Below are 19,237 nucleotides of genomic sequence, written 5' to 3' on the forward strand. Positions count from 1 at the left end.
CAGGCTCAGGCGGCGGCACTGCGGCCCGGCAACTGTATGTTGAGCACGGCGTCCAGCGTATCGGGCTTGGCCAGCAGGTAGCCCTGGACATAGTCGTAGCCGGCCAGCGTCGCTTCCATCAGCTGGATCTCGGTCTCGATCCCTTCGAACACGCAGGACAGCGATAGCGTGCGCGCCAGCGTGCGGATCGCGCTGACGAGCCGCCGACCGACCGGATCATCGAGCCGCGCCGCGAAGCTGCGGTCGATCTTGAGGATATCGAGCGGAAGCTGGTGCAGGGTGCTGAGGCTGGAATAGCCGGTGCCGAAATCATCGAGCGCGATCCGCGCGCCGGCGGTGCGCAGCTGTTCCAGCGCGCCGCGCGCCACGTCGGGATCGTGGATCAGGCTGTTCTCGGTAATCTCGAAGATCAGCCGATCGGCACATTTGCCCGAGACGTCGATCATCGTCAGCAAGCCGTAGACGGTTTCCGGATCGGCGATGTCGGCCGGCGCAAGGTTGAAGGACACGCGCATGTCCGCCGGCATCCGCGCCATCTGCGCCAGCACCTTGCCGAATAGGGTCAACGTGATCGTGCGCGCGATGCCGAGCCGTTCGGCCGTGGTGAACAGCATTTCCGCCGGGACCGGGCCAAGGGTGGGCGAGGACCAGCGGGCAAGCGCTTCGAGCCCGCTGATCTCCATCGTGCGGGTGGAAACGACGGGCTGAAACACGACGTCGAGTTCGCGGTCGAGATCGGCGGTCTGCAGCGCGGCTTCGAGCGCCTGTTCCGATCGGATCAGCTTTTCCAGCGTGCCCGAGAAGCGCACGCACGTACCGCGGTGCTTCTTCTTGGCGTGGTACAACGCGAAGTCGGCCCGGTCGAACAGATCGTGCGCGCTGCTGCCCGCCTCCGGCCACGAGGCAAGGCCGCCCGAGCAGCCGACCGCCACCGCCGTATCGCCGAGCTGGATCGGATGCTGGATCTTTTCGCAGATCTGCTGGCCAACCCGCGCCGCGGCTTCCATGTCGCCTTCGACGATCAGGCCGAACTCGTCCCCGCCAAGCCGCGCGATCGTCACTTCGGCGGTGCACAGCGCGCGCAGGCGGTCGCCCACGGCCTGGAGCAGGCGATCGCCTTGCGCATGGCCGAGCGTATCGTTGACCGGCTTGAAGCGATCGAGATCGATCACGCCGATGCAGAACGGCGCATCGGCGCGATCGCGCGCCAGCATCGCGTCGAGCCGGGCGAAGAAATAGCGCCGGTTGGGCAGCCCCGTCAGCGCATCGGAATGGGCCAGGCGGGCGTTTTCCTCGCTGAGCCGATGGGCCGAGGCCCGCTCGATCTCCAGCGCCTGGCGCGAGGCTTCGAGTTCGACGAACGAGGCGAACGAATCGCGCAGGACCTTCAACACGACGATGCCGACCAGGCCGATGTTGATCGCGATGGCGATCATTACCGGCGTGCCGTTATAGAGGCAGTAGGCGAGGAAGATGCCGAGCACGCTGTAGGTGACGGCGTGCGCCGAGCGGGGCAGGTAGCCTAGGCAGAACACCACTCCCATCACCGTAACCGCGATGAAGATGGCGACGTGGCCGTGTTCGTATGGTCCGCCATAGCGATCAAGCCACAGCGCCCAGAGCACGAAGGCGAGGCTGAACACGACCGCGAACACCGTGGTGCTGTGCATGCGCCGCGTGACCGCGTTAATGTCTATCGCCTGCAAATCGATCGGGCGAACCCAATGAAAGAGCCGCGCAAGACTCGCGAGCACGAGCATCAGCGGGATCGCCCGGGTGAGCAGGGGTGGGGCGAGGTTCTGGTGGGTAAAGGCAAGCGCGGCCGCGTTGACCGACAGCATCAGGTACAGCGGCGCGATCTGCCGGCGCAGGTTAAGGAACTGCGCGACGATCAGCGGACGGCGCGCATCGGCACCGACCGTCGCCGCAGGGGCGGGGGAGACGAGATCGGGCGCGCGCATGGCGGGTGACTAAGCGCCCACCGCTTACCGATTGGGAGTCAGGGGCCCTACGCATTTTTGCGGGGACCGACAGTGAGAAGCCGGTACTGTTCAGCCTCGACAGGCATTTGCTGAATGGGTAGGCGAAAAGTCCAAGGCGAAAGCGAGGCGCGGGACCCGATGAAGCTGGTAATCGGCAACAAGAACTATTCGAGCTGGTCGCTCCGCGGCTGGCTGGCTTGCAAGCAATCGGGCCTCGCCTTTGAGGAAATCACCGTTCCGCTTTATGGCGAGGACTGGGATGAGCGGAAGACCCGCGACGGGGCGCTGGCGCCGTCTTCGGGCAAGGTGCCGATTCTGTGGGATGGCGAGGGCGAGGACGCTGCCGTCGTGTGGGACAGCCTCGCCATCATCGAATACCTTGCCGACAAGGTCGGACGCGATCGCTTCTGGCCCAAGGATGAGGCGGCACGCGGCATGGCGCGCTCGATGGTGGCGGAAATGCATTCCAGCTACCTGCCGCTGCGCCGGCAGATGCCGATGAACGTGCGCCGACGTGTGACCGGCATGGCGGTGAGCGAGGACGTGCGCGCCGACATCGTCCGCATCCTGACGCTGTGGGCTGAAGCGCGTGCCCGCTTCGGCCAGGGCGGGCCGTTCCTGTTCGGCACGTTCTGCGCGGCCGATATCATCTATGCGCCGGTTGTCTCGCGCTTCCTGACCTACGGCGTGGGCGTGCCGGGCTTTGCCCAGGCCTACATGGAAGCGATGTGGGAACATCCCTGGATGCAGGCCTGGATCGCTTCGGCCGAGGAGGAAGAATGGACGATCGAGCAGTTCGAGGGAGCGCAGCAGGCATGACGCTCGATCCCGTCGTCCTGGCCGAGCGGCTGATCGATTGCGAAAGCGTGACGCCTGCCACGGGCGAAGTCTTTGCCTGCCTCGAAGCGATGCTCGTGCCGCTGGGCTTTGCCGTCCACCGCTTCGTGGCGGGCGAACCGCCGGAGGGACCGGTCGAGAACCTGTTCGCGGTGCGCAAGGGGCCTGCGGGATCGCGCCATTTCGCCTTTGCCGGCCACCTCGACGTGGTGCCGCCGGGCGAGGGCTGGTCGAGCGGACCGTTCAAGGCCGAGCGGCGCGGCGAGCTGCTTTACGGGCGCGGCGCGGTCGACATGAAGGGCTCGATCGCGAGCTTCGTGGCGGCCGTGGCGGATATCCCGGCCGTGGCGGGGACGCTGAGCCTGATCATCACCGGCGACGAGGAAGGTCCGGCGAAGTACGGCACGGTACCCTTAATCGCGCACATGCGTGAAGTTGGCGAACTTCCCGACCTCTGCCTCGTCGGTGAACCGACTTCGGTTCACCGGCTCGGTGACATGGCCAAGATCGGGCGGCGCGGCTCGGTCAATATCTGGCTGTCGGTCAAGGGCAGCCAGGGCCATGTCGCCTACCCGCATCTGGCCGACAACCCGATCCCGCGGCTGATCGCCATGCTCGCCGAACTGGACGCGCTGGTGCTCGACGAAGGGAGCGACTGGTTCCAGGCGAGCAATCTGGAGATCACCGACCTCGAAGTGGGCAACCGCGCGACCAACGTGATCCCGGCGGAGGCGAAGGCGCGGCTGTCGATCCGTTTCAACGACCTGCATACCGGGCAGGGGCTGGTCGAGCGCGTGACCGAGATCGCCGAGCGCCATGGCGGCACGGCGCAGGCGGTGATCTCGGGCGAAAGCTTCGTGACGCTGCCGGGCGCGTTCTCCGACCTCGTGTCGGCAGCGGTCGAGGCCGAGACCGGGCTCAAGCCGGAGCTTTCGACCACCGGCGGGACCAGCGATGCGCGCTTCCTGCGGGCCGTCTGCCCGGTGATCGAGTTCGGCCTGTGCAATGCGACCATGCACAAGACCGACGAGGCGGTGGCGATGGATGACCTCGTGGTGCTGGCGCGGATATACCGCCGGATCGCGCGGGCGGCGCTGGCGGTCAGCGCTTCCTGAGCACGATGTAGACCGCGCCCGAACCGCCGTGGCGCTGCTGCGCCGGGCGGACGGCGGCGATGTTGCCGGCGTGCGAGCTGTGGGCCAGCCAGTCGAGCAGCTTGGCGCGGATCGCGCCGCGCCGCTCTCCGCGCAGGTCATGGTCGCCGTGCGGGCGGGGCTTGCCGGCGATGAGCAGGATCACGCGATAGCCCATCGCCAGCGCCTGACCAATGCCGTTGATCAGGCGACCATGCGCCTGATCGAGGTTCAGCCCGTGCAGGTCGATGGTGACGTCCGGTTCGATCGCTCCACGTGAAAGCTTGCGGTCCCAGCTGGAGTCGAGGCCGTGGCTGGTGAGCGGGCGGGTCGGCGGGGGCGGCGTGGGCGCCAGCGTGCGCGGCGGCGGCACGCGGCCCTTGACCTTCCGGGGTTGGGGTTGCGCAGTGGCGTCCGGCACGCTGGCGGTCACGGGCGCTGGCGTGGGCGTCGGTCGCTTGGGGTGCAGCGGGGTGACCGTCTGCGCCACGCGGCGCCACAGTTCGGCTTCTTCGGGACTGAGCCCGCGCGGGCTTCTCACCGGGCACCGAGGCGGGCGAGTGTGCCCTTGGGCAGCAGAATCAGCGCGCGCCCGCGTGCGCTCATGCCGCCGGCGATGCGGCGCGCTTCGGCGCCCGCGCCCCAGAAGCTGTCGAAGCGATTGGCACCCTTGATTGCGCCGCCGGTATCCTGCGCGACCCACAGGCCACCGACTTCGGGCCGATCGGTCGACAGGAAGACCGGTGCGCCGAGCGGCACGAACTGGGGGTCGGCAGCAAGCGTGGTGCGCCCCTTGACCGGCACGCCGAGCGCGCCGACCGGTCCATCGCCAGTGATTTCACGGATGAAGACGTAGGAGCGGTTCTGGCGCATCAGCGCACGCCCTTCGACCGGGTGTTCGCGGATGTAGCGCAGGATGCCCTGCATCGATCCGGGATATTGCCCCGGACCCGTACCGATCAGCCCCTGCGAGGCCATGATCGTGCCGATACCGGTGTAGTCGTAGCCGTTCACCGCGCCATAGCCGATGCGCAGGACGGTGCCGTCGGGCGCGCGCAGGCGGCCGGACCCCTGGATCTGCAGAAAGAAGAACTCGGCCGGGTCTGCCGCCCAGGCGATTTCAAGACCCTTGCCGGCCAGCGCGCCGTCCTCGATCGCGGCGCGATCCCAGTAGGGTACAAAGCGACCCGTCTCGTCGTAGCGGCCCAGCGGCGTGCGCCCGTCGGGCAGCGGCGGAGCATCGCCCGGCCGAGCGCGGACGAGGTCTGGCGGGACGGCGTAGACCGGAACGTCGAAGCCGGGCTGGCGCGTGCGGACGCCGGCGATTTCGGGTTCGAAGTAGCCGGTGACGTAGGTGCTTCCATCGCCGACCTGCGCGGTTTCGAACCAGGTGGCGAAGAAGCTGGCGGCGTTGCTGGCGGGCCAGGTCGCCGCTGCGGCGCAGGCGGCAGCCCAGTCGCTCGGCTGGGTAAGACCACTGGCATCCGGTCTGCGGGTAAGGCGGGGGCAACTGGTCACGAACGAGGCCAGCGCGGCACGGGCGCTGTCGTCCGTGAAGCCAAGGCCGGGGGTGGCTGGACCTGCGCGCACGCCGATGAGCGCAGCGGTGAGTGGCCGTGAGGAGGGGGAAGAGGTCTGAGGAAAAGAAGGTTGGGGTCTGGTGCCGACCGAGGGCCGCCCGCCTTCCGGGATTACCCGCCCACAGGCGGCTAGAAGGGCGAAAAGCGCGAGCAGCGCGACGGTGCGGACGTTCATCGTGCTCTGCTGTCGGCAAGGAGGGGCGCGATCGGACACACCGCGAGACTATTCAGCGCGGAGCGGCGGAGCAAGCTGGCCTTCGAAAGAAGCAAGGCGCTTCAGCAGCTTCGGGCGAAAACGGGCGGCGCGCCGCCCGTCTCGGTCCGTCAGGCTTCGTCGGTTTCGTCGAGCAGCCAGTCGGGATCACGCGCGGTCAGATCGCGGCTGAAGGTCCACAGATCACGGCTTTCGATCGCATCATGGAGCGAACCGGCGATGACCGTGCCATCCGAGTCGCGGGTGACCGAGGCAACGTCGGCGGTAAAGCGGACGGTGATGCGGGCGATCGGGGCGCTGTACTCGGCAGCAACGATCCGCGCTTCCTCGATGCGGATCAGCCGAGCGTCGATCGTCTCGCCGGCATCGACCCGCGCATCGACCGCGGCGGCGAAACCTTCGTACACGTCGCGGTCGCACAGCTGGGCGAGTTCTTCCTTGTCACCCCGCCAGAAGGCGGCAAGCGTCATCCCGTAGGCGCCCTTCGCGCCGGCCAGAAACTGGGCGACGTCAAAGCGGCGATCGGCTGCGATAATGGCGCGAATCCCTGCTTCAGCGGGCGTTTCGAAGGCATTCGCCTCAGGCGCCGGGGCGGCGGGACGGGTTCCGGCAGCCGCCTTTTCCGGCAGACGCGGCGCGAGCGCCCGGGGGCTGGCCGATGAAGGATCGGGCTGTTCGATGCGGCGGCGCAGCGGTTCCTCGTTCTGCTCAGGACGACGTCCGAGCACCGAGTAGAGCCGCAGGCCGAGGAAAGCGGCGATCATCGCCAGGATGACAATTTCAACAATCACGCGCACACGTCCCGAACTCGGTCCGGGAGAGGTAACGCGAAAGTTGTTCGCGAAAGCTCTGCCCGGAGCAATGATTCACCGTGCCTCAAATAGGTACGGATTACAAATGAACAACGTGTGGACGGCGGTTAGTTGCCCTTACAAGGGCGCGAGTTGCGCCAGTTTGCCCATGCTTGCCCACAAGGGAACGGACTGGCTGAACGGCCGGTGCTCCGGCGTTGCCCCTGTGCGTGCGGGATGCTAGGCGGCGCGCAACCGATCCATCCCGCATTTCCCATGAAAGTTTGCGACCATGGCCGATGAAGGCAACATCATTTCCGACCTGAACCTGGATGCCGCACCCAACGGCGAGGACACCGCGCCTGCCATCGGCCTGATCTCGCAGTACGTGAAGGACCTGTCGGTCGAGAACCCCAACGCGCCCGAATCCTATCAGTGGACCGAGCAGCCCGAGATGCACATCGATTTCAACATCGGTGCGCGCTCGCTGGCCGAGGACGTTCACGAGATCGAACTGAAGATCAACGCGACGTCCAAGACCAGCCAGGGCACGGCGTTCGCGGTGGAACTGGTTTATGCCGCGCTGATCGGCATGCGCAACGTGCCCGACGAGCAGGCCCACCCGTTCCTGTTCGCCGAAGGTCCGCGTCTGATCTTCCCGTTCGCCCGCCGTATTATTTCCGACGCCGTGCGCGATGCGGGCTATCCCCCGCTGATGCTCGAGCCGATCGACTTCAACGGGCTCTATTTCGCGCAGCTGCAGCAGCGCCAGCAGGAAGAGCTCGCCGCAGGTGCGGGCCAGGCCTGACCAGCGCCTGTTCGAAACCGTTCGGTAGCCGGTCGCGACAGGTGATCGCATGAATCTCCTCAAGGCGACCGGCACCATCGGCGGGCTGACGCTCGCCAGCCGCGTGCTCGGGCTTGTCCGCGACAGCCTGTTCGCGCGCTACATCGGGGCGAGCTTCGCCTCGGATGCGTTCCTCGTGGCGTTCCGCCTGCCCAACATGTTCCGCGCGCTGTTCGCGGAAGGGGCGTTCGCCTCGGCCTTCATCCCGATGTTCAACCAGAAGGTCGCGAACCCCGAAGGCCGGGGCCTGGACGACGGGCTGGTCTTTGCCGAGCAGGCGCTGGCGGTGCTGCTGCCGGTCCTGCTGGCGATGACGGTTCTGCTCGAGGTTCTCGCCTGGCCGGTCACGTTCCTGCTTTCGGGCAAGTTCAACGGCGTTTCGCACGACCAGTTCGCGTTCGCGGTCACGCTTTCGCGCATCACGATCCCCTATCTGATGCTGATCAGCCTCGTGTCGCTGTTCGGCGGCATTCTCAATTCGCTGCACAAGTTCTGGGTCAATGCGGCCGCGCCGATCCTGCTCAATCTGACGCTGATCGCCGCGCTGCTGTTTTTCCATCATGCCGATCCGTTGGTGACCGCACGCAACCAGGCGATCGCGGTTTCGGTTTCGGGCGCGCTGCAGCTGGCGTGGCTGGCCTGGGCCTGCAAGCGCAACGGCGTTTCGCTCAAGCTGCGGCGGCCGCGGCTCAATCCAGAGGTCAAGCGCCTGCTCGCGCTGATCTGGCCGGCGGCGGCAGGGGCCGGTGCGGTGCAGATCAACCTGGTAATCTCGACCGCGCTCGCTGCCAGCCTGCTGCCGCATGGCTCGGTTACCTACATCTACATCGCCGACCGGCTGAACCAGCTGCCGCTGGGGCTGATCGGCATCGGCCTTGGCACCGTGCTGCTGCCCACGATCTCGCGCCAGCTGGGTGGCGGCGAGGACAAGGCGGCGATGGAAACGCAGAACCGCGGGCTGGAGCTGGCGCTGCTGTTGACCTTGCCCGCGACGACCGCGCTCGTGCTGGCGGGCGAACCGATCGCGGCCGCGCTGTTCGGCTATGGGCGCTATACGGCGCAGGACACGCACTTCACCGCGCAGGCGCTGGCCGCGTTCTCGATCGGCCTGCCAAGCTACATCCTGGTCAAGGTGCTGACACCAGGGTTCTATGCGCGACAGGATACGAAGACGCCGGTGCGCTATGCCACGATGTCGATGGTGGTGAACCTTGTCGGCAACCTGATCCTGATCGTGCCGCTGCAGCATGTCGGCCCACCGCTCGCCACCGCGATCGCCAGCACCGTCAATGTCGCCATGCTCTATCGCACGCTGAACAAGCGCGGGCATTTCGTTGCCGATGCGCAATTGAAGCGGCGCGCGCCACGGCTGGCACTGGCGGCGGTGGCGATGGGCGCGGTGCTGTGGGCGACGCAGGGCTATCTGATGCCCTATGTCCACGGCACCTGGGCGATCCGATTTGCCGCGCTTGCCGTGCTGGTCTGTGCGGGCATGCTCGTCTATGGCCTCGCCGCGGTAGCGCTGGGCGCCTTCTCGAAGGCGGACCTTGCGCTTCTGCTGCGTCGCAGGCGCTCAACCACCACCTCCACCACGTAAGGCCATCCTGATGCGTATCGTTTCCGGCATCCAGCCCACCGGCAATCTCCACCTCGGCAATTACCTGGGGGCGATCCGCAACTGGGTGGCGATGCAGGACGAATGGACCGCCAAGGGCGCGACCTGCCTGTACTTCCTGGCCGACCTTCACGCCATCTCGATGCCGCACAAGCCCGAAGAGCTTGCCGCGAACACGCGCGAAATGGTCGCCGCGCTGGTATCCTGCGGTATCGATCCCGACCGTTCGATCCTGTTCAACCAGGCGCAGGTGCCGCAGCATGCCGAGCTGCAGTGGCTGCTCAACGGCACGGCGCGGATGGGCTGGCTCAACCGCATGACGCAGTGGAAGGACAAGGCGGGCAAGAACCGCGAAGGCGCGAGCGTTGCGCTGTTCACCTATCCCGTGCTGCAGGCGGCGGACGTGCTGTTGTACAACGCCACGCACGTGCCGGTGGGCGAAGACCAGAAGCAGCATCTGGAACTGGCGCGCGACATCGCGCAGAAGTTCAACAACGACTTCTGCCCCGAAGACGCGCCGCTGTTCATCCAGCCCGAACCGATCATCCCGCCCGAAGCTGCGCGCATCATGTCGCTGCGCGAAGGTACCGCGAAGATGAGCAAGTCCGATCCTTCGGACATGAGCCGCATCAACCTGACCGACGATGCCGACACGATCATGGCCAAGGTGAAGAAGGCCAAGACCGATCCCGAACCGCTGCCTTCGGAAAAGGCGGGGCTGGAAGGTCGTGCCGAAGCCGCCAACCTTGTCGGCATCTATGCGGTGATGGCGGGAACGAGTGTCGAGGTGGTGCTGGGCCAGTTCGGCGGGCAGGGCTTCGGGGCGTTCAAGCCGGCGCTGGGCGACCTGCTGGTGGAAAAGCTTTCGCCGATGGCGGCGCGTTATCGCGAGTTGCGCGAGGACCATGCTGCGCTCGACGCGATCCTGGCCAAGGGTGCGGAAAAGGCGCGGGCGCTGGCCGTGCCGACGCTGGATGCAGCCTACAAGGCACTCGGGCTCGTTCGCTAACACGCTTGAATCGTTGCTGAATGTCGCAGCCCTGCAACAATTGTTGCAGGGGGCATTCAACGCGCATTCAGCACCTCCCACCTAGGGATTGTCCATGCTAGGACTGAGCCACGCCCGCCGTCAGCCGGGGGACCCGGGCCGAACCAGATGGAGTCGCTTAGGATGAAGACCTCTTCCGGCCGTAACCGTTTTGCACTGGCAGTCGCGCCCCTGCTGCTGGCGCTGTCGGCTTGTGCCACCCCCTTCAACGCAAACGTCTCGCGCTACCAGCGCGAGCTGCCGGCGCCGGCCGGCCAGACCTTCGCCGTGGTCCCCGAGGATCCGCGCGACGAAGGCGGGCTCGAATTCGCCAACTACGCCGCGCTGGTTTCGGCGCAGCTGCAGAAGATCGGTTATGTGCCGGGCAACCCGCAGAGTGCCGACCTGCTCGTCAAGTTCGACTATGGCGTCGACAAGGGCCGCGACAAGGTGCGCACCACGGGCTTCTCGGATCCCTACTGGGGTGGCTGGTACGGGCCGGGCTGGGGTGGCTGGGGCCGTCCGGGTTGGGGTGGCTGGGGCCGCCGCGGCTGGGGCTATGGCTGGTACGATCCGTTCTTCTTCGGAGGGCCGGGTTACAACAGCGTGGACGTGATCACCGTCTATACCAGCGGTATCGACATGAAGATCGATCGCCGCGCAGATGGCAAGCGCCTGTTCGAGGGCAAGGCAGAGGCGGCTTCGACCTCCAACCGCCTGCCCTACCTGGTGCCCAACCTGGTGGAGGCGATGTTTACCGACTTCCCGGGGCACAACGGCGAGACGGTGCGCATCAGCGTGGCGCCCGAAAAGAAGAAGTAAGCGCGAGGCGCGGCACTTCGCTCATAAAGAAGGAAGGGCAGTGCTTCGACAGGCTCGGCACGGACGGGTGGACTAAACCTCCTTCTCCGCCTGCCCTGAGCTTGTCGAAGGGCTGCCCTTCTTGCTTCTGCTTGCCCATTGACCGACCGCCGCGTGGCGGGCATCGCCGCCCGATATTCGGCTTGAAATCGGTTTGGGGCGCAGACAATGGCATATACCGCACGCATCCTCCTGCTCGGTTCGGGTGAACTGGGGCGCGAATTCGTGATCTCGGCGAAGCGGCTGGGGTGCCACGTCACCGCGTGCGATTCGTATGACGATGCCCCGGCGATGCAGTTGGCGGATGATCGGCGCGTGTTCTCGATGCTGGATGCAGAGGCACTTGGGGCGGCCATCGCCGAAGTGAAGCCCGATTACATCGTGCCCGAGATCGAAGCGATCCGGACCGAAGTGCTCGCCGATTTCGAAGCGCAGGGTTTCAACGTGGTGCCATCGTCCCGCGCGACGATCATGACGATGAACCGGGATCGCATCCGCGAAGTGGCGGCGGTCGAGCTGGGCCTGCGCACGTCGCGCTACCGCTATGCCGAAACGCTCGACGAAGTACGTGAGGGCGCCGCGCACACCGGTTTCCCGTGCGTGATCAAGCCGGTGATGTCGTCGAGCGGCAAGGGCCAGAGTACGGTGAAGGATGCGGCCGGGCTAGAGGCCGCTTGGGACTATGCCGTCGCCAACATGCGCGGAGACCGCAAGCGCGTGATTGTCGAGGAGTTCATCGCCTTCGACTACGAGATCACCCTGCTGACCATCCGCCATCGCCGCGGCGTTTCGTTCTGCCCCGCCATCGGCCACCGGCAGGAGCGCGGCGATTATCAGGAATCGTGGCAGCCGACGCCGATGTCGGCGCAGGCGATTGCGGACGCGCAGGCGATGGCGACCAAGGTGGTCGACAATCTTGGCGGCTATGGCCTGTTCGGCGTGGAATTCTTCGTGCGCGGTGAAGAAGTGATCTTCTCCGAGCTTTCGCCGCGCCCGCACGACACCGGCATGGTCACGCTCGTGTCGCAGGACTTGACCGAGTTCGACCTCCACGCGCGCGCGATCCTCGGGTTGCCGATCCCGGCAGAGATCGGCTTGCGCGGGGCCAGTGCGTCGGCCGTGGTGCTGGCCGATCGCCACGCGGACACCTTCCGTATCGAGGGGCTGGCCGAAGCCATGGCGGTTCCGGCCGAGGCCATGGACGTGCGCATCTTCGCCAAGCCCGTCACCCGTCCCTACCGCCGCATGGCCGTGGCGCTGGCCCGCGCGGCGACGACGGATGAAGCGCGCAAGCTTGCCGCAGAAGCTGCAAGCAAGGTGCGGCTGGTCTACGAAGGCTGACCTCTTGGGATGCACGAAGATTGCGGGCTGGCGATCGGCCGCTAGTCTGTCGTCATGGACACCAATCCTGCTCTTCAGCCCGGACCTTTGGTCAAGGGGGCCATATTTGGCAGCTATGCAGGCTGCCTGATATTGATAGCTTCGATTGAATTGCGTGAAGGTGTCTGGCCAGATTTCTTGCCCGAGCTTTGGGCCCTGCCCATAATCCTGCTGATATATGGCGGCATTGCTTCGATCTTCGCCGCCTTTGGACTGATCGTGTTCGGCATGCCCATCGCGCTTGTTTTCGGGCGAAGGGCTACGGCATGGCCATTCTTGCCTTTGGTCATCGGCTGGGCCGGGTTAGCGGGCCACTTGGCCCTGTCGATCATTGCCACCGGCCCTGTGGGCTGGTCGCCGGGCGACATTGCGCGCGGCCCCGGCGCATTGTTCGGGGTTACTTGCGCCGTATTCTATCGCGGTTATCTCAAGCGCGCGTGGACCGACCAAGCACGTCCGACTGCCTTGCCGGACTGAGGCGTCATCCCGGCAGTGCCGAGAGCCCTCCCGTCGAGCCAAATCCACCGGTGCCGCGTTCGGTATCGTCGAGTTCGCTCACCTCCACCCAGCCGGCGCGGGTCACTGGTGCGATGACGAGCTGGGCGATGCGGTCGCCGCGACGGATGGCGAAGGTTTCCTGGCCGAGGTTGATCATGATCACCTTGAGCTCGCCGCGATAGTCGCTGTCGATCGTGCCGGGCGTGTTGGGCACGGTGACGCCATGCTTGAGCGCGAGGCCCGAGCGCGGGCGAACCTGGATTTCGAAGCCGTGCGGGATGGCCATGGCCAGCCCGGTGGCAACCGCGTGGCGCGCGCCGGGTGCAAGATCGACGTCTTCGGCCGCGACCACGTCCATTCCCGCTGCGCCTGAGGTGGCATAGGCGGGAAGCGGCAGGTCATCGTTGCCAGGCAGGCGCTTTACGAGGACGGGGACGTTAACGGGCGAGGACATCGACGACCTTTTCGATGAGCGCGGCGGCGGCCGCGTCCTTGTGCAATTCGGGCAGGCTTTCCACACCGGCGGCGCTGACGATGTGCAGGCGGTTGATGTCGCCGCCCATCGTGTGGGTGGCAACGTCGTTGGCGACGATCCAGTCGGCGCCCTTGCGCGCGAGTTTTGCCGTGGCGTGCGCGATCACATCATTGGTTTCGGCGGCGAAGCCGATCACCAGCGGCGGGCGGCGGTCCGACTTGCACAGCGTGGCAAGTATATCGGGGTTTTCGACCAGTTGCAGCGGCGGCGGCGCGCCTGATCCGTCTTTCTTGATCTTCTGGGTGGCTTCCCCGGCGCTGCGCCAGTCTGCCACGGCGGCGACCATGATCGCGATATCGGCGGGCAGCGCGGCATCCACGGCTGCAGCCATCTGGCGCGCGGTTTCGACGTCGACGCGGGTGACGCCGGGCGGTGTTGGCAGGTTCACGGGGCCGCTGACCAGCGTGACGCGTGCGCCCGACTTTGCGGCGGCGGCGGCAATGGCAAAGCCCTGCTTTCCGCTCGACCGGTTGGCGATGTAGCGCACAGGGTCGATCGGCTCGTGCGTCGGGCCGGCGGTGATCAGCACGTGGCGTCCGGCAAGCGGTCTCGGCGCTTCGGCAACGGGGCCAAGGGCAGCCTTGATCGCAGCCCAAATCGCTTCGGGTTCGGGCAGGCGGCCCGGGCCAAACTCGCCGCAGGCCATCGCGCCTTCATCGGGATCGAGCACGGTGACGCCGCTGTCACGCAGCGTCGCGACATTGCGCTGCGTGGCGGCGTGCTGCCACATGCGCACGTTCATGGCAGGCGCGGCGAACACCGGCTTGTCGGTCGCCAGCAGCAGCGTGGTGGCAAGATCATCGGCGATTCCTGCGGCCATCTTGGCCATCAGGTCAGCCGTCGCGGGGCAGACCACGACGATATCGGCCTGGCGCGAAAGCTGGATATGGCCCATCTCGACCTCGTTCTTGAGGTCCCACAGCGTGGTGTGCACCGGGTTTTCGCTCAGCGCCGCGAGCGTCATCGCGGTGACGAAATGCGAACCGCCTTCGGTCAGCACGCAGGTCACTTCGCCGCCGTTCTTGCGGATGAAGCGGACGAGCTCGCATGATTTGTAGGCAGCGATGCCGCCACCGACGATGAGCAGGATGCGCGGGTTCGCAGTCATGGCCCGGCTTGTGCAATGCGCGGGGCCAAGGCGCAATCCCTTTGCGTTGGCCGGGCGTTGCGCGCAAGGTTGGCCTAGACAAACGAGGGGATACGACGATGCGGCTGGTTCTGACCGCGCTGATCTTTCTGGCCGGGATGTTCGACCTGTTCCTGGCGATTTCGTTCCTGACCGGGCCGCAACAGGCGGCGGCGGGCTTCGGCCTTTCGCCCACGGGAACGGGCGGGCTATCCACCTTGCGCGCGGACATGACCGCGTTCTTCGGCGTGGCCGCGTTCTGCATGTTGTGGGGAGCATGGCGGCGCAATGCGGACTTGCTGCTGGTGCCCATCCTGCTGTTCGGCACGGCAATGGTGGCGCGGCTGATCAACGTGGTGGTGGCTGGACCCTATGACGGGTGGCCCGTGCCCGTCGCGGTCGAGGCGTTTCACGTGGTATTGCTGCTGATCGGCTGGCGCACGCTGCCGCATCACCGCATCGACGAGATCGCGGGCTAGGCAGCCGCCGCCCGCGGCGAGCGGATGCGTCCGGCGAGGCGCTGGATCGCTTTCTGTGCGGGACGCTCGATCCAGCGATGCGAGGCAAAGCCCGCAAGCGTTGCGAGACCGACGAAGAAGGCAAGGAAGGCCGGCTGGCTCGCGATGGCGCGGCTGCGCAGCGTGGCATCGATCACCAGCACCAGCATGATCTGCAGCGGGAAGTGCCAGAGGTAGATGCCATAGGAGGCATCACCCAGCTGGCGGCCGATCTTGAGCACGTCGCGCCGGTCGGCAAGATCGACAGCGAGCATGGCGAAGAGCGCGGCGAACGTGCCGGCGAGCGTCGTTGCATCGAGCGAGTGGAACGCGAGCTGCGCGTAGAACGCGAGGCCTACGGCAAGCGCCGCCATGGCGAGTAGCGCGACCGGGCCGAGGCGCAGGCGCAGGACGAGGCCGTAAGTGGCAACGCCGCCGAAGAAGAACCCGATGCAGGTCAACACCGGCTCGTTGGGCGCGCCCAGGAAGAACGCACCCAGCGCAAGCGCCGCGACCGGCAGGGCCAGCAGCACAGGCAGGCGGCGCAGGGCCGGAAGCAGTAGCCAGAAGGCGAGGTAGGCCAGGATCTCGGTCGAGAGCGACCACGAGGGGCCATTGAACGACTGGTTGGTCTGCCAGCCCCAGTAATGCGCCAGAGGCAAGCTCAGCAGGAAGTGCTTCAGATCCTGCTGGTGATAGATGAACGCGGTGCCGTTGATCCCGGTGTAGGTGGCCTGCAGCACCGCCACGAGCACCAGCGTTAGCAGGTGCAGCGGCCAGAGGCGGGCAAAGCGGGCGAGCCAGAAGCGTCCGCGCGCCTGGGCATCGGCAAGGTAGACGTGCGCGAAAACGAAGCCCGACACGGCCCAGAAGTACTGCACGGCGACATGGCCATAGTCGAACAGCCAGCGCAGCGGGTGGTAAAGCGGGGTCAGCGCGACGCGATCGACCTGGTAGCCATAATCCACCGGCGGCACGAAGAAGTGCTGGTAGTGCCAGAACAGCACCGCACAGGCAGCGACAAGACGTGACAGGTCAAGCGCGTTGAAGTGTCGCTTGTCGAGCCGCAGGCCGGGCAAGGGTTCGGAACGCGCCATCCTTTGGCTTTCAGCCCCACCAGCCGAGGGTGAACCCCGCGGCAACCACGGCAGCGCCGGCGGCGCCCGAGAAGAGATAACCCAGCCACACAGGGAAAGTGCGGCGGCGGTCGCGATCCCACATCAGCGGAATTTCTGGGAGCGGCGGCGCTTCGGGAGCGCCACCCTTGGCCGGGAAGCGTTCCTCGATGCGGCGGATGAGGTCGGGCACGCGCAGCAGCGTTTCGGCATCGGTGCGCAGCCGTTCGGCGATGGCTGCCTCGGGGCCCAGTTCGTCGCGGATCCAGCTGCGCACGAAGGGTGCAGCGGTGTCCCAAAGATTGATGCCGGGATCGAGCTGGGTGGCGATCCCTTCGACCATGACCATCGTCTTCTGCAGCAGCAGCAGGTGCGGCTGGGTCTGCATGTCGAAATCGCGGGTGATGGCGAACAGGCCATCGAGCATCTGCCCAACCGAAAGCTCGCTTACCGGCTTGCCGCGCATCGGCTCGCCCACGGCGCGCAGCGCAGTCGCGAATTCGTCGACCGAATGGTAGCTGGGCACGTACTGCGCTTCAAAATGGATCTCGGCGACGCGACGGTAGTTCCCGGTGGTCAGGCCATAGAGGATCTCTGCAAGCCACTGGCGGGCGCGGCGATCGATGCGACCCATGATGCCGAAGTCGATCGCGGTGATCGTGCCGTCGGGTTCGACGAACAGATTGCCCTGGTGCATGTCAGCGTGGAAGAATCCGCCACTGATCGCCTGGGTAAGGAACGCGAGCACCAGGCGCGAGGCCAGTTCCTTGCGATCGTGCCCGGCCGCATCGATCGCGGCATTGTCGCTGATCTTGATGCCATCGATCCAGTCGAGCGTCATCACCCGGCCATTGGTGCGGTCCCAATCGATCGAGGGTACGCGGTAGCCGGCAAAGGCGTGCATCGCTTCGGCCAGTTCGGACGCGGACGCCGCTTCGCGGCGCAAGTCCAGTTCGCGCACGGTCCAGCGCTTGAAATTGGCGATGACCATGCGAGGGCGCAGGCGGCTGGCTTCGCCACCGAGCGCTTCAAGATGGGCGGCGGCCCATTCGTAGGTATCGATGTCGCGCGCGAACTTTTCACGCACGCCGGGGCGCAGCACCTTGACGGCAACGTGGCGGCCGTCGGTGGTGACAGCGCGGTGCACCTGCGCGACCGAGGCGGCGCCGACGGGCACCGGATCGAATTCGGCATAGAGTGATTCGAGCGGCCGTTCGAACGTGCTTTCGATCTCGCGCCGGATAAGCGCGAAATCGACGGCGGGCAGGCTGTCCTGCAGCGAGAGCAGATTGCGCGCCGCTTCCTCGCCCACGAGGTCAGGGCGGGTCGCCAGCGTCTGGCCAAGCTTGATGGCAGCGGGGCCGATCGCGCGGAAGGCGCCGGCATAATCCGGTACCTCTGGCTGGCGCGTACCGAAACGCGCAATCCGGCAGAGCGTGCGGACCTGTGCGGGCGTGTTGGGGCTTTCTTCCAGCAGGCGCAAAGCGCCGTGCCGCGCGACGGTGCGACCCCAGCCAAGCAGGCGGCGGATATGCGTGGAAGGCCGCGTCATGCGAAGGCGCCGATCAGACCTTCCAGCCCGAATGTATCGCGACAAGCCCGCCCATGATCGGTTCCACCTTCGTGTGGCGGAAACCGGCGGTGCGGATCATTCCTTCGAATTCGCGCATCTTGGGGAAGCGGCGGATCGATTCGATCAGGTAGCGGTAGGAATCGGCATCGCCCGCGATCGCCTTGCCGATCTGCGGCACCAGCTTGTGGGAATAGACATCGTAGGCCTGGGCGAAGCCGGGCCACTCGGTGGTCGAGAATTCGAGGCAGTAGAACCGTCCGCCGCGCTTCAGCACGCGGAAGGCTTCGGCCAGCGCCTTGTCGATGTGGGTGACATTCCGGATGCCGAAGGCGATGGTGTAGGCATCGAACGTCCGATCGTCGAAGCTCAGTTCCTCGGCGTTCTGGCAGGACCATGAAAGACCGCTGATTCCGCGCTTTTCTGCGCGCTCCATGCCGACGTCGAGCATATCCTGGTTGATATCGGAAACGGTGATGTCCGCCCCCGAAGGCGCCATGCGAAAGGCGATGTCGCCCGTGCCGCCGGCCATGTCGAGGATCGATTCGCCGGCGCGCGGCTTGACCCGGCGCACGAAGCGATCCTTCCACAGCCGGTGCATGCCGCCCGACATCGCATCGTTCATGATGTCGTACTTCTTGGCGACGCTCGAAAAGACCGCGCCGACGCGGGCCTGCTTCTCCTCGGCGGGGATTTCCTCGTAGCCGAACGACACGGTCTCGGATGTGGTCATGGAATGGGCCTTTAGTGGGGAATTGCCCGGACGGCAAAGACTGTTACGGGTTGCGTCACGATGCCTGAACTCCCCGAAGTAGAGACCACCGTTCGCGGCCTTGCCACCGTGCTTGAAGGGCAGACCGTCGCGCGCGTGGCGGTCAACCGTGCCGACTTGCGCCGGCCGTTTCCCGCCGACCTTGTCCAGACGCTGACCGGCGCCCGTGTTACGGGGCTGGGCCGGCGGGCGAAGTACGGGCTTATCCATACCGATCGCGACAGCACGATGGTGTTCCATCTCGGCATGTCGGGGCGGTGGCGAATCGATCCCGAGGAATTGGGCAAGCATGACCACCTGGTGATCAAGACGGGCAATGGACACGTTCTGGCGCTCAACGATGCGCGCCGGTTCGGCTCGGTCGATCTGGTCGATACGGACAAACTCGACGCGTTTCCCGCCTTCGCGGCGCTTGGACCCGAGCCGTTGGGGCCGGGGCTGACGGCCGCGCATCTTCACCGCGCCTTCGAGAACCGATTTGCGGCAGTGAAGCTTCTGCTGCTCGACCAGCGGATCGCGGCGGGACTTGGCAACATCTACGTTTGCGAAGCGCTGAACCGCGCGCGCATCCATCCCGAGCGCGAGGCGGGCAAGGTGTCGAAACCCGCGCTGGCGCGGCTGGTGCCGGCAATCCGCACGGTGCTGGAGGAATCGATAGCGGCCGGCGGATCGACCTTGCGCGATTATGCCCGGCCCGACGGCGAGCTCGGCTACTTCGCCAAGGACTGGCGCGTCTATGGCCGCGAGGGCGAGGCCTGTCCCTGCGGCGGCAAGGTCAAGCGGATCGTGCAGGGAGGGCGATCGACGTTCTTCTGCGATCGCTGCCAGAAGTAGTTGATTGACTAACTAATTAACGC

The 19,237-nt window shown here is 66.2% G+C and carries 19 protein-coding genes; 10 read left to right on the forward strand and 9 right to left on the reverse strand.

From position 1 onward, the window contains the following. Positions 1-5: 5 nt before the first annotated feature. Positions 6-1,961, reverse strand: a complete 1,956-nt coding sequence (locus tag HHL27_RS16175; protein WP_169494423.1) for a putative bifunctional diguanylate cyclase/phosphodiesterase — start codon at positions 1,959-1,961, stop codon at positions 6-8. 159 nt (positions 1,962-2,120) lie between these two features. Between HHL27_RS16175 and HHL27_RS16180 the strand changes: the two genes are divergently transcribed. Next, positions 2,121-2,801: a glutathione S-transferase family protein gene (locus HHL27_RS16180; RefSeq protein ID WP_169494424.1), complete on the forward strand. Its 681-nt coding sequence runs from the start codon at positions 2,121-2,123 to the stop codon at positions 2,799-2,801. Beyond that, on the forward strand, positions 2,798-3,934 hold the full coding sequence (gene dapE / locus HHL27_RS16185) for a succinyl-diaminopimelate desuccinylase (protein WP_169494425.1): 1,137 nt from the start codon (positions 2,798-2,800) through the stop codon (positions 3,932-3,934). Before HHL27_RS16180 ends, dapE begins: the two co-directional genes overlap by 4 nt. Here dapE and HHL27_RS16190 read toward each other — a convergent pair. From HHL27_RS16190 to HHL27_RS16200, 3 genes are all read right to left on the reverse strand, one after another. After that, complete coding sequence (locus tag HHL27_RS16190; RefSeq protein WP_169494426.1) at positions 3,921-4,493, reverse strand: Smr/MutS family protein; 573 nt, start codon at positions 4,491-4,493, stop codon at positions 3,921-3,923. The genes dapE and HHL27_RS16190 overlap by 14 nt on opposite strands. Continuing rightward, the gene (gene mltA / locus HHL27_RS16195; protein WP_169494427.1) at positions 4,490-5,707 is read right to left on the reverse strand and encodes a murein transglycosylase A; all 1,218 of its coding nucleotides are present in this window, start codon (positions 5,705-5,707) and stop codon (positions 4,490-4,492) included. Before mltA ends, HHL27_RS16190 begins: the two co-directional genes overlap by 4 nt. A gap of 149 nt (positions 5,708-5,856) precedes the next feature. Beyond that, positions 5,857-6,537 carry a Tim44/TimA family putative adaptor protein gene (locus HHL27_RS16200; protein ID WP_169494428.1) on the reverse strand — a complete coding sequence of 227 codons (681 nt, stop codon included), beginning with the start codon at positions 6,535-6,537 and terminating at the stop codon, positions 5,857-5,859. Positions 6,538-6,829: 292 nt separating this feature from the next. On the opposite strand from HHL27_RS16200, the gene secB reads away from it, so the two are divergent. The 6 genes from secB (at position 6,830) to HHL27_RS16230 (ending at position 12,744) form a co-directional block, all read left to right on the forward strand. Continuing rightward, complete coding sequence (gene secB / locus HHL27_RS16205; protein ID WP_169494429.1) at positions 6,830-7,345, forward strand: protein-export chaperone SecB; 516 nt, start codon at positions 6,830-6,832, stop codon at positions 7,343-7,345. 49 nt (positions 7,346-7,394) lie between these two features. Next, positions 7,395-8,981 carry a murein biosynthesis integral membrane protein MurJ gene (gene murJ, locus HHL27_RS16210; RefSeq protein WP_169494430.1) on the forward strand — a complete coding sequence of 529 codons (1,587 nt, stop codon included), beginning with the start codon at positions 7,395-7,397 and terminating at the stop codon, positions 8,979-8,981. Positions 8,982-8,991: 10 nt separating this feature from the next. Then, positions 8,992-10,008 carry a tryptophan--tRNA ligase gene (trpS, locus tag HHL27_RS16215; protein WP_169494431.1) on the forward strand — a complete coding sequence of 339 codons (1,017 nt, stop codon included), beginning with the start codon at positions 8,992-8,994 and terminating at the stop codon, positions 10,006-10,008. 162 nt (positions 10,009-10,170) lie between these two features. Beyond that, positions 10,171-10,848: a DUF4136 domain-containing protein gene (locus HHL27_RS16220; protein ID WP_169494432.1), complete on the forward strand. Its 678-nt coding sequence runs from the start codon at positions 10,171-10,173 to the stop codon at positions 10,846-10,848. Between the two features lie 207 nt (positions 10,849-11,055). Beyond that, positions 11,056-12,228 carry a formate-dependent phosphoribosylglycinamide formyltransferase gene (purT, locus tag HHL27_RS16225; RefSeq protein ID WP_169494433.1) on the forward strand — a complete coding sequence of 391 codons (1,173 nt, stop codon included), beginning with the start codon at positions 11,056-11,058 and terminating at the stop codon, positions 12,226-12,228. A gap of 54 nt (positions 12,229-12,282) precedes the next feature. After that, entirely contained in the window at positions 12,283-12,744 is a 462-nt protein-coding gene (locus tag HHL27_RS16230) for a hypothetical protein (protein ID WP_169494434.1), read from the forward strand. A gap of 4 nt (positions 12,745-12,748) precedes the next feature. Here the strand turns inward: HHL27_RS16230 and dut are convergent, their stop codons facing one another. Both dut and coaBC read right to left on the reverse strand, forming a co-directional pair. Then, the gene (dut, locus tag HHL27_RS16235) at positions 12,749-13,219 is read right to left on the reverse strand and encodes a dUTP diphosphatase (RefSeq protein WP_169494435.1); all 471 of its coding nucleotides are present in this window, start codon (positions 13,217-13,219) and stop codon (positions 12,749-12,751) included. Further along, on the reverse strand, positions 13,203-14,408 hold the full coding sequence (gene coaBC, locus HHL27_RS16240; RefSeq protein ID WP_169494436.1) for a bifunctional phosphopantothenoylcysteine decarboxylase/phosphopantothenate--cysteine ligase CoaBC: 1,206 nt from the start codon (positions 14,406-14,408) through the stop codon (positions 13,203-13,205). The genes dut and coaBC overlap by 17 nt, the downstream gene beginning before the upstream one ends. Positions 14,409-14,506: 98 nt before the next feature. Here coaBC and HHL27_RS16245 point away from each other — a divergent pair, with 98 nt between their 5' ends. After that, the gene (locus HHL27_RS16245; protein ID WP_169494437.1) at positions 14,507-14,905 is read left to right on the forward strand and encodes a hypothetical protein; all 399 of its coding nucleotides are present in this window, start codon (positions 14,507-14,509) and stop codon (positions 14,903-14,905) included. Here HHL27_RS16245 and HHL27_RS16250 read toward each other — a convergent pair. Genes HHL27_RS16250 through HHL27_RS16260 form a run of 3 tightly spaced genes read right to left on the reverse strand, consistent with a single transcriptional unit; the run spans position 14,902 to position 18,341 of the window. Then, positions 14,902-16,020, reverse strand: a complete 1,119-nt coding sequence (locus HHL27_RS16250; RefSeq protein WP_169494438.1) for an acyltransferase family protein — start codon at positions 16,018-16,020, stop codon at positions 14,902-14,904. The two genes, HHL27_RS16245 and HHL27_RS16250, sit on opposite strands and share 4 nt — an antisense overlap. 10 nt (positions 16,021-16,030) lie before the next feature. Continuing rightward, positions 16,031-17,590, reverse strand: coding sequence for a 2-polyprenylphenol 6-hydroxylase (gene ubiB, locus HHL27_RS16255; RefSeq protein WP_169494439.1), 1,560 nt, complete (start codon positions 17,588-17,590; stop codon positions 16,031-16,033). A gap of 13 nt (positions 17,591-17,603) precedes the next feature. Beyond that, complete coding sequence (locus HHL27_RS16260; protein WP_169494440.1) at positions 17,604-18,341, reverse strand: class I SAM-dependent methyltransferase; 738 nt, start codon at positions 18,339-18,341, stop codon at positions 17,604-17,606. Between the two features lie 60 nt (positions 18,342-18,401). On the opposite strand from HHL27_RS16260, the gene mutM reads away from it, so the two are divergent. Continuing rightward, on the forward strand, positions 18,402-19,214 hold the full coding sequence (gene mutM / locus HHL27_RS16265) for a bifunctional DNA-formamidopyrimidine glycosylase/DNA-(apurinic or apyrimidinic site) lyase (RefSeq protein WP_169494441.1): 813 nt from the start codon (positions 18,402-18,404) through the stop codon (positions 19,212-19,214). Positions 19,215-19,237: the final 23 nt, after the last annotated feature.

This window comes from Novosphingobium olei (assembly GCF_012927405.1).
In the GTDB taxonomy this organism is placed as follows: domain Bacteria; phylum Pseudomonadota; class Alphaproteobacteria; order Sphingomonadales; family Sphingomonadaceae; genus Novosphingobium; species Novosphingobium olei.

What these genes read in the sequence shown, in the direction of transcription:
- HHL27_RS16175 (WP_169494423.1), bottom strand. Translation starts at nt 1,961, where the DNA reads ATGCGCGCGCCCGATCTCGTCTCCCCCGCCCCTGCGGCGACGGTCGGT.
- HHL27_RS16180 (WP_169494424.1), top strand. Translation starts at nt 2,121, where the DNA reads ATGAAGCTGGTAATCGGCAACAAGAACTATTCGAGCTGGTCGCTCCGC.
- dapE (WP_169494425.1), top strand. Translation starts at nt 2,798, where the DNA reads ATGACGCTCGATCCCGTCGTCCTGGCCGAGCGGCTGATCGATTGCGAA.
- mltA (WP_169494427.1), bottom strand. Translation starts at nt 5,707, where the DNA reads ATGAACGTCCGCACCGTCGCGCTGCTCGCGCTTTTCGCCCTTCTAGCC.
- secB (WP_169494429.1), top strand. Translation starts at nt 6,830, where the DNA reads ATGGCCGATGAAGGCAACATCATTTCCGACCTGAACCTGGATGCCGCA.
- murJ (WP_169494430.1), top strand. Translation starts at nt 7,395, where the DNA reads ATGAATCTCCTCAAGGCGACCGGCACCATCGGCGGGCTGACGCTCGCC.
- trpS (WP_169494431.1), top strand. Translation starts at nt 8,992, where the DNA reads ATGCGTATCGTTTCCGGCATCCAGCCCACCGGCAATCTCCACCTCGGC.
- HHL27_RS16220 (WP_169494432.1), top strand. Translation starts at nt 10,171, where the DNA reads ATGAAGACCTCTTCCGGCCGTAACCGTTTTGCACTGGCAGTCGCGCCC.
- purT (WP_169494433.1), top strand. Translation starts at nt 11,056, where the DNA reads ATGGCATATACCGCACGCATCCTCCTGCTCGGTTCGGGTGAACTGGGG.
- HHL27_RS16230 (WP_169494434.1), top strand. Translation starts at nt 12,283, where the DNA reads ATGGACACCAATCCTGCTCTTCAGCCCGGACCTTTGGTCAAGGGGGCC.
- dut (WP_169494435.1), bottom strand. Translation starts at nt 13,219, where the DNA reads ATGTCCTCGCCCGTTAACGTCCCCGTCCTCGTAAAGCGCCTGCCTGGC.
- coaBC (WP_169494436.1), bottom strand. Translation starts at nt 14,408, where the DNA reads ATGACTGCGAACCCGCGCATCCTGCTCATCGTCGGTGGCGGCATCGCT.
- HHL27_RS16245 (WP_169494437.1), top strand. Translation starts at nt 14,507, where the DNA reads ATGCGGCTGGTTCTGACCGCGCTGATCTTTCTGGCCGGGATGTTCGAC.
- HHL27_RS16250 (WP_169494438.1), bottom strand. Translation starts at nt 16,020, where the DNA reads ATGGCGCGTTCCGAACCCTTGCCCGGCCTGCGGCTCGACAAGCGACAC.
- ubiB (WP_169494439.1), bottom strand. Translation starts at nt 17,590, where the DNA reads ATGACGCGGCCTTCCACGCATATCCGCCGCCTGCTTGGCTGGGGTCGC.
- HHL27_RS16260 (WP_169494440.1), bottom strand. Translation starts at nt 18,341, where the DNA reads ATGACCACATCCGAGACCGTGTCGTTCGGCTACGAGGAAATCCCCGCC.
- mutM (WP_169494441.1), top strand. Translation starts at nt 18,402, where the DNA reads ATGCCTGAACTCCCCGAAGTAGAGACCACCGTTCGCGGCCTTGCCACC.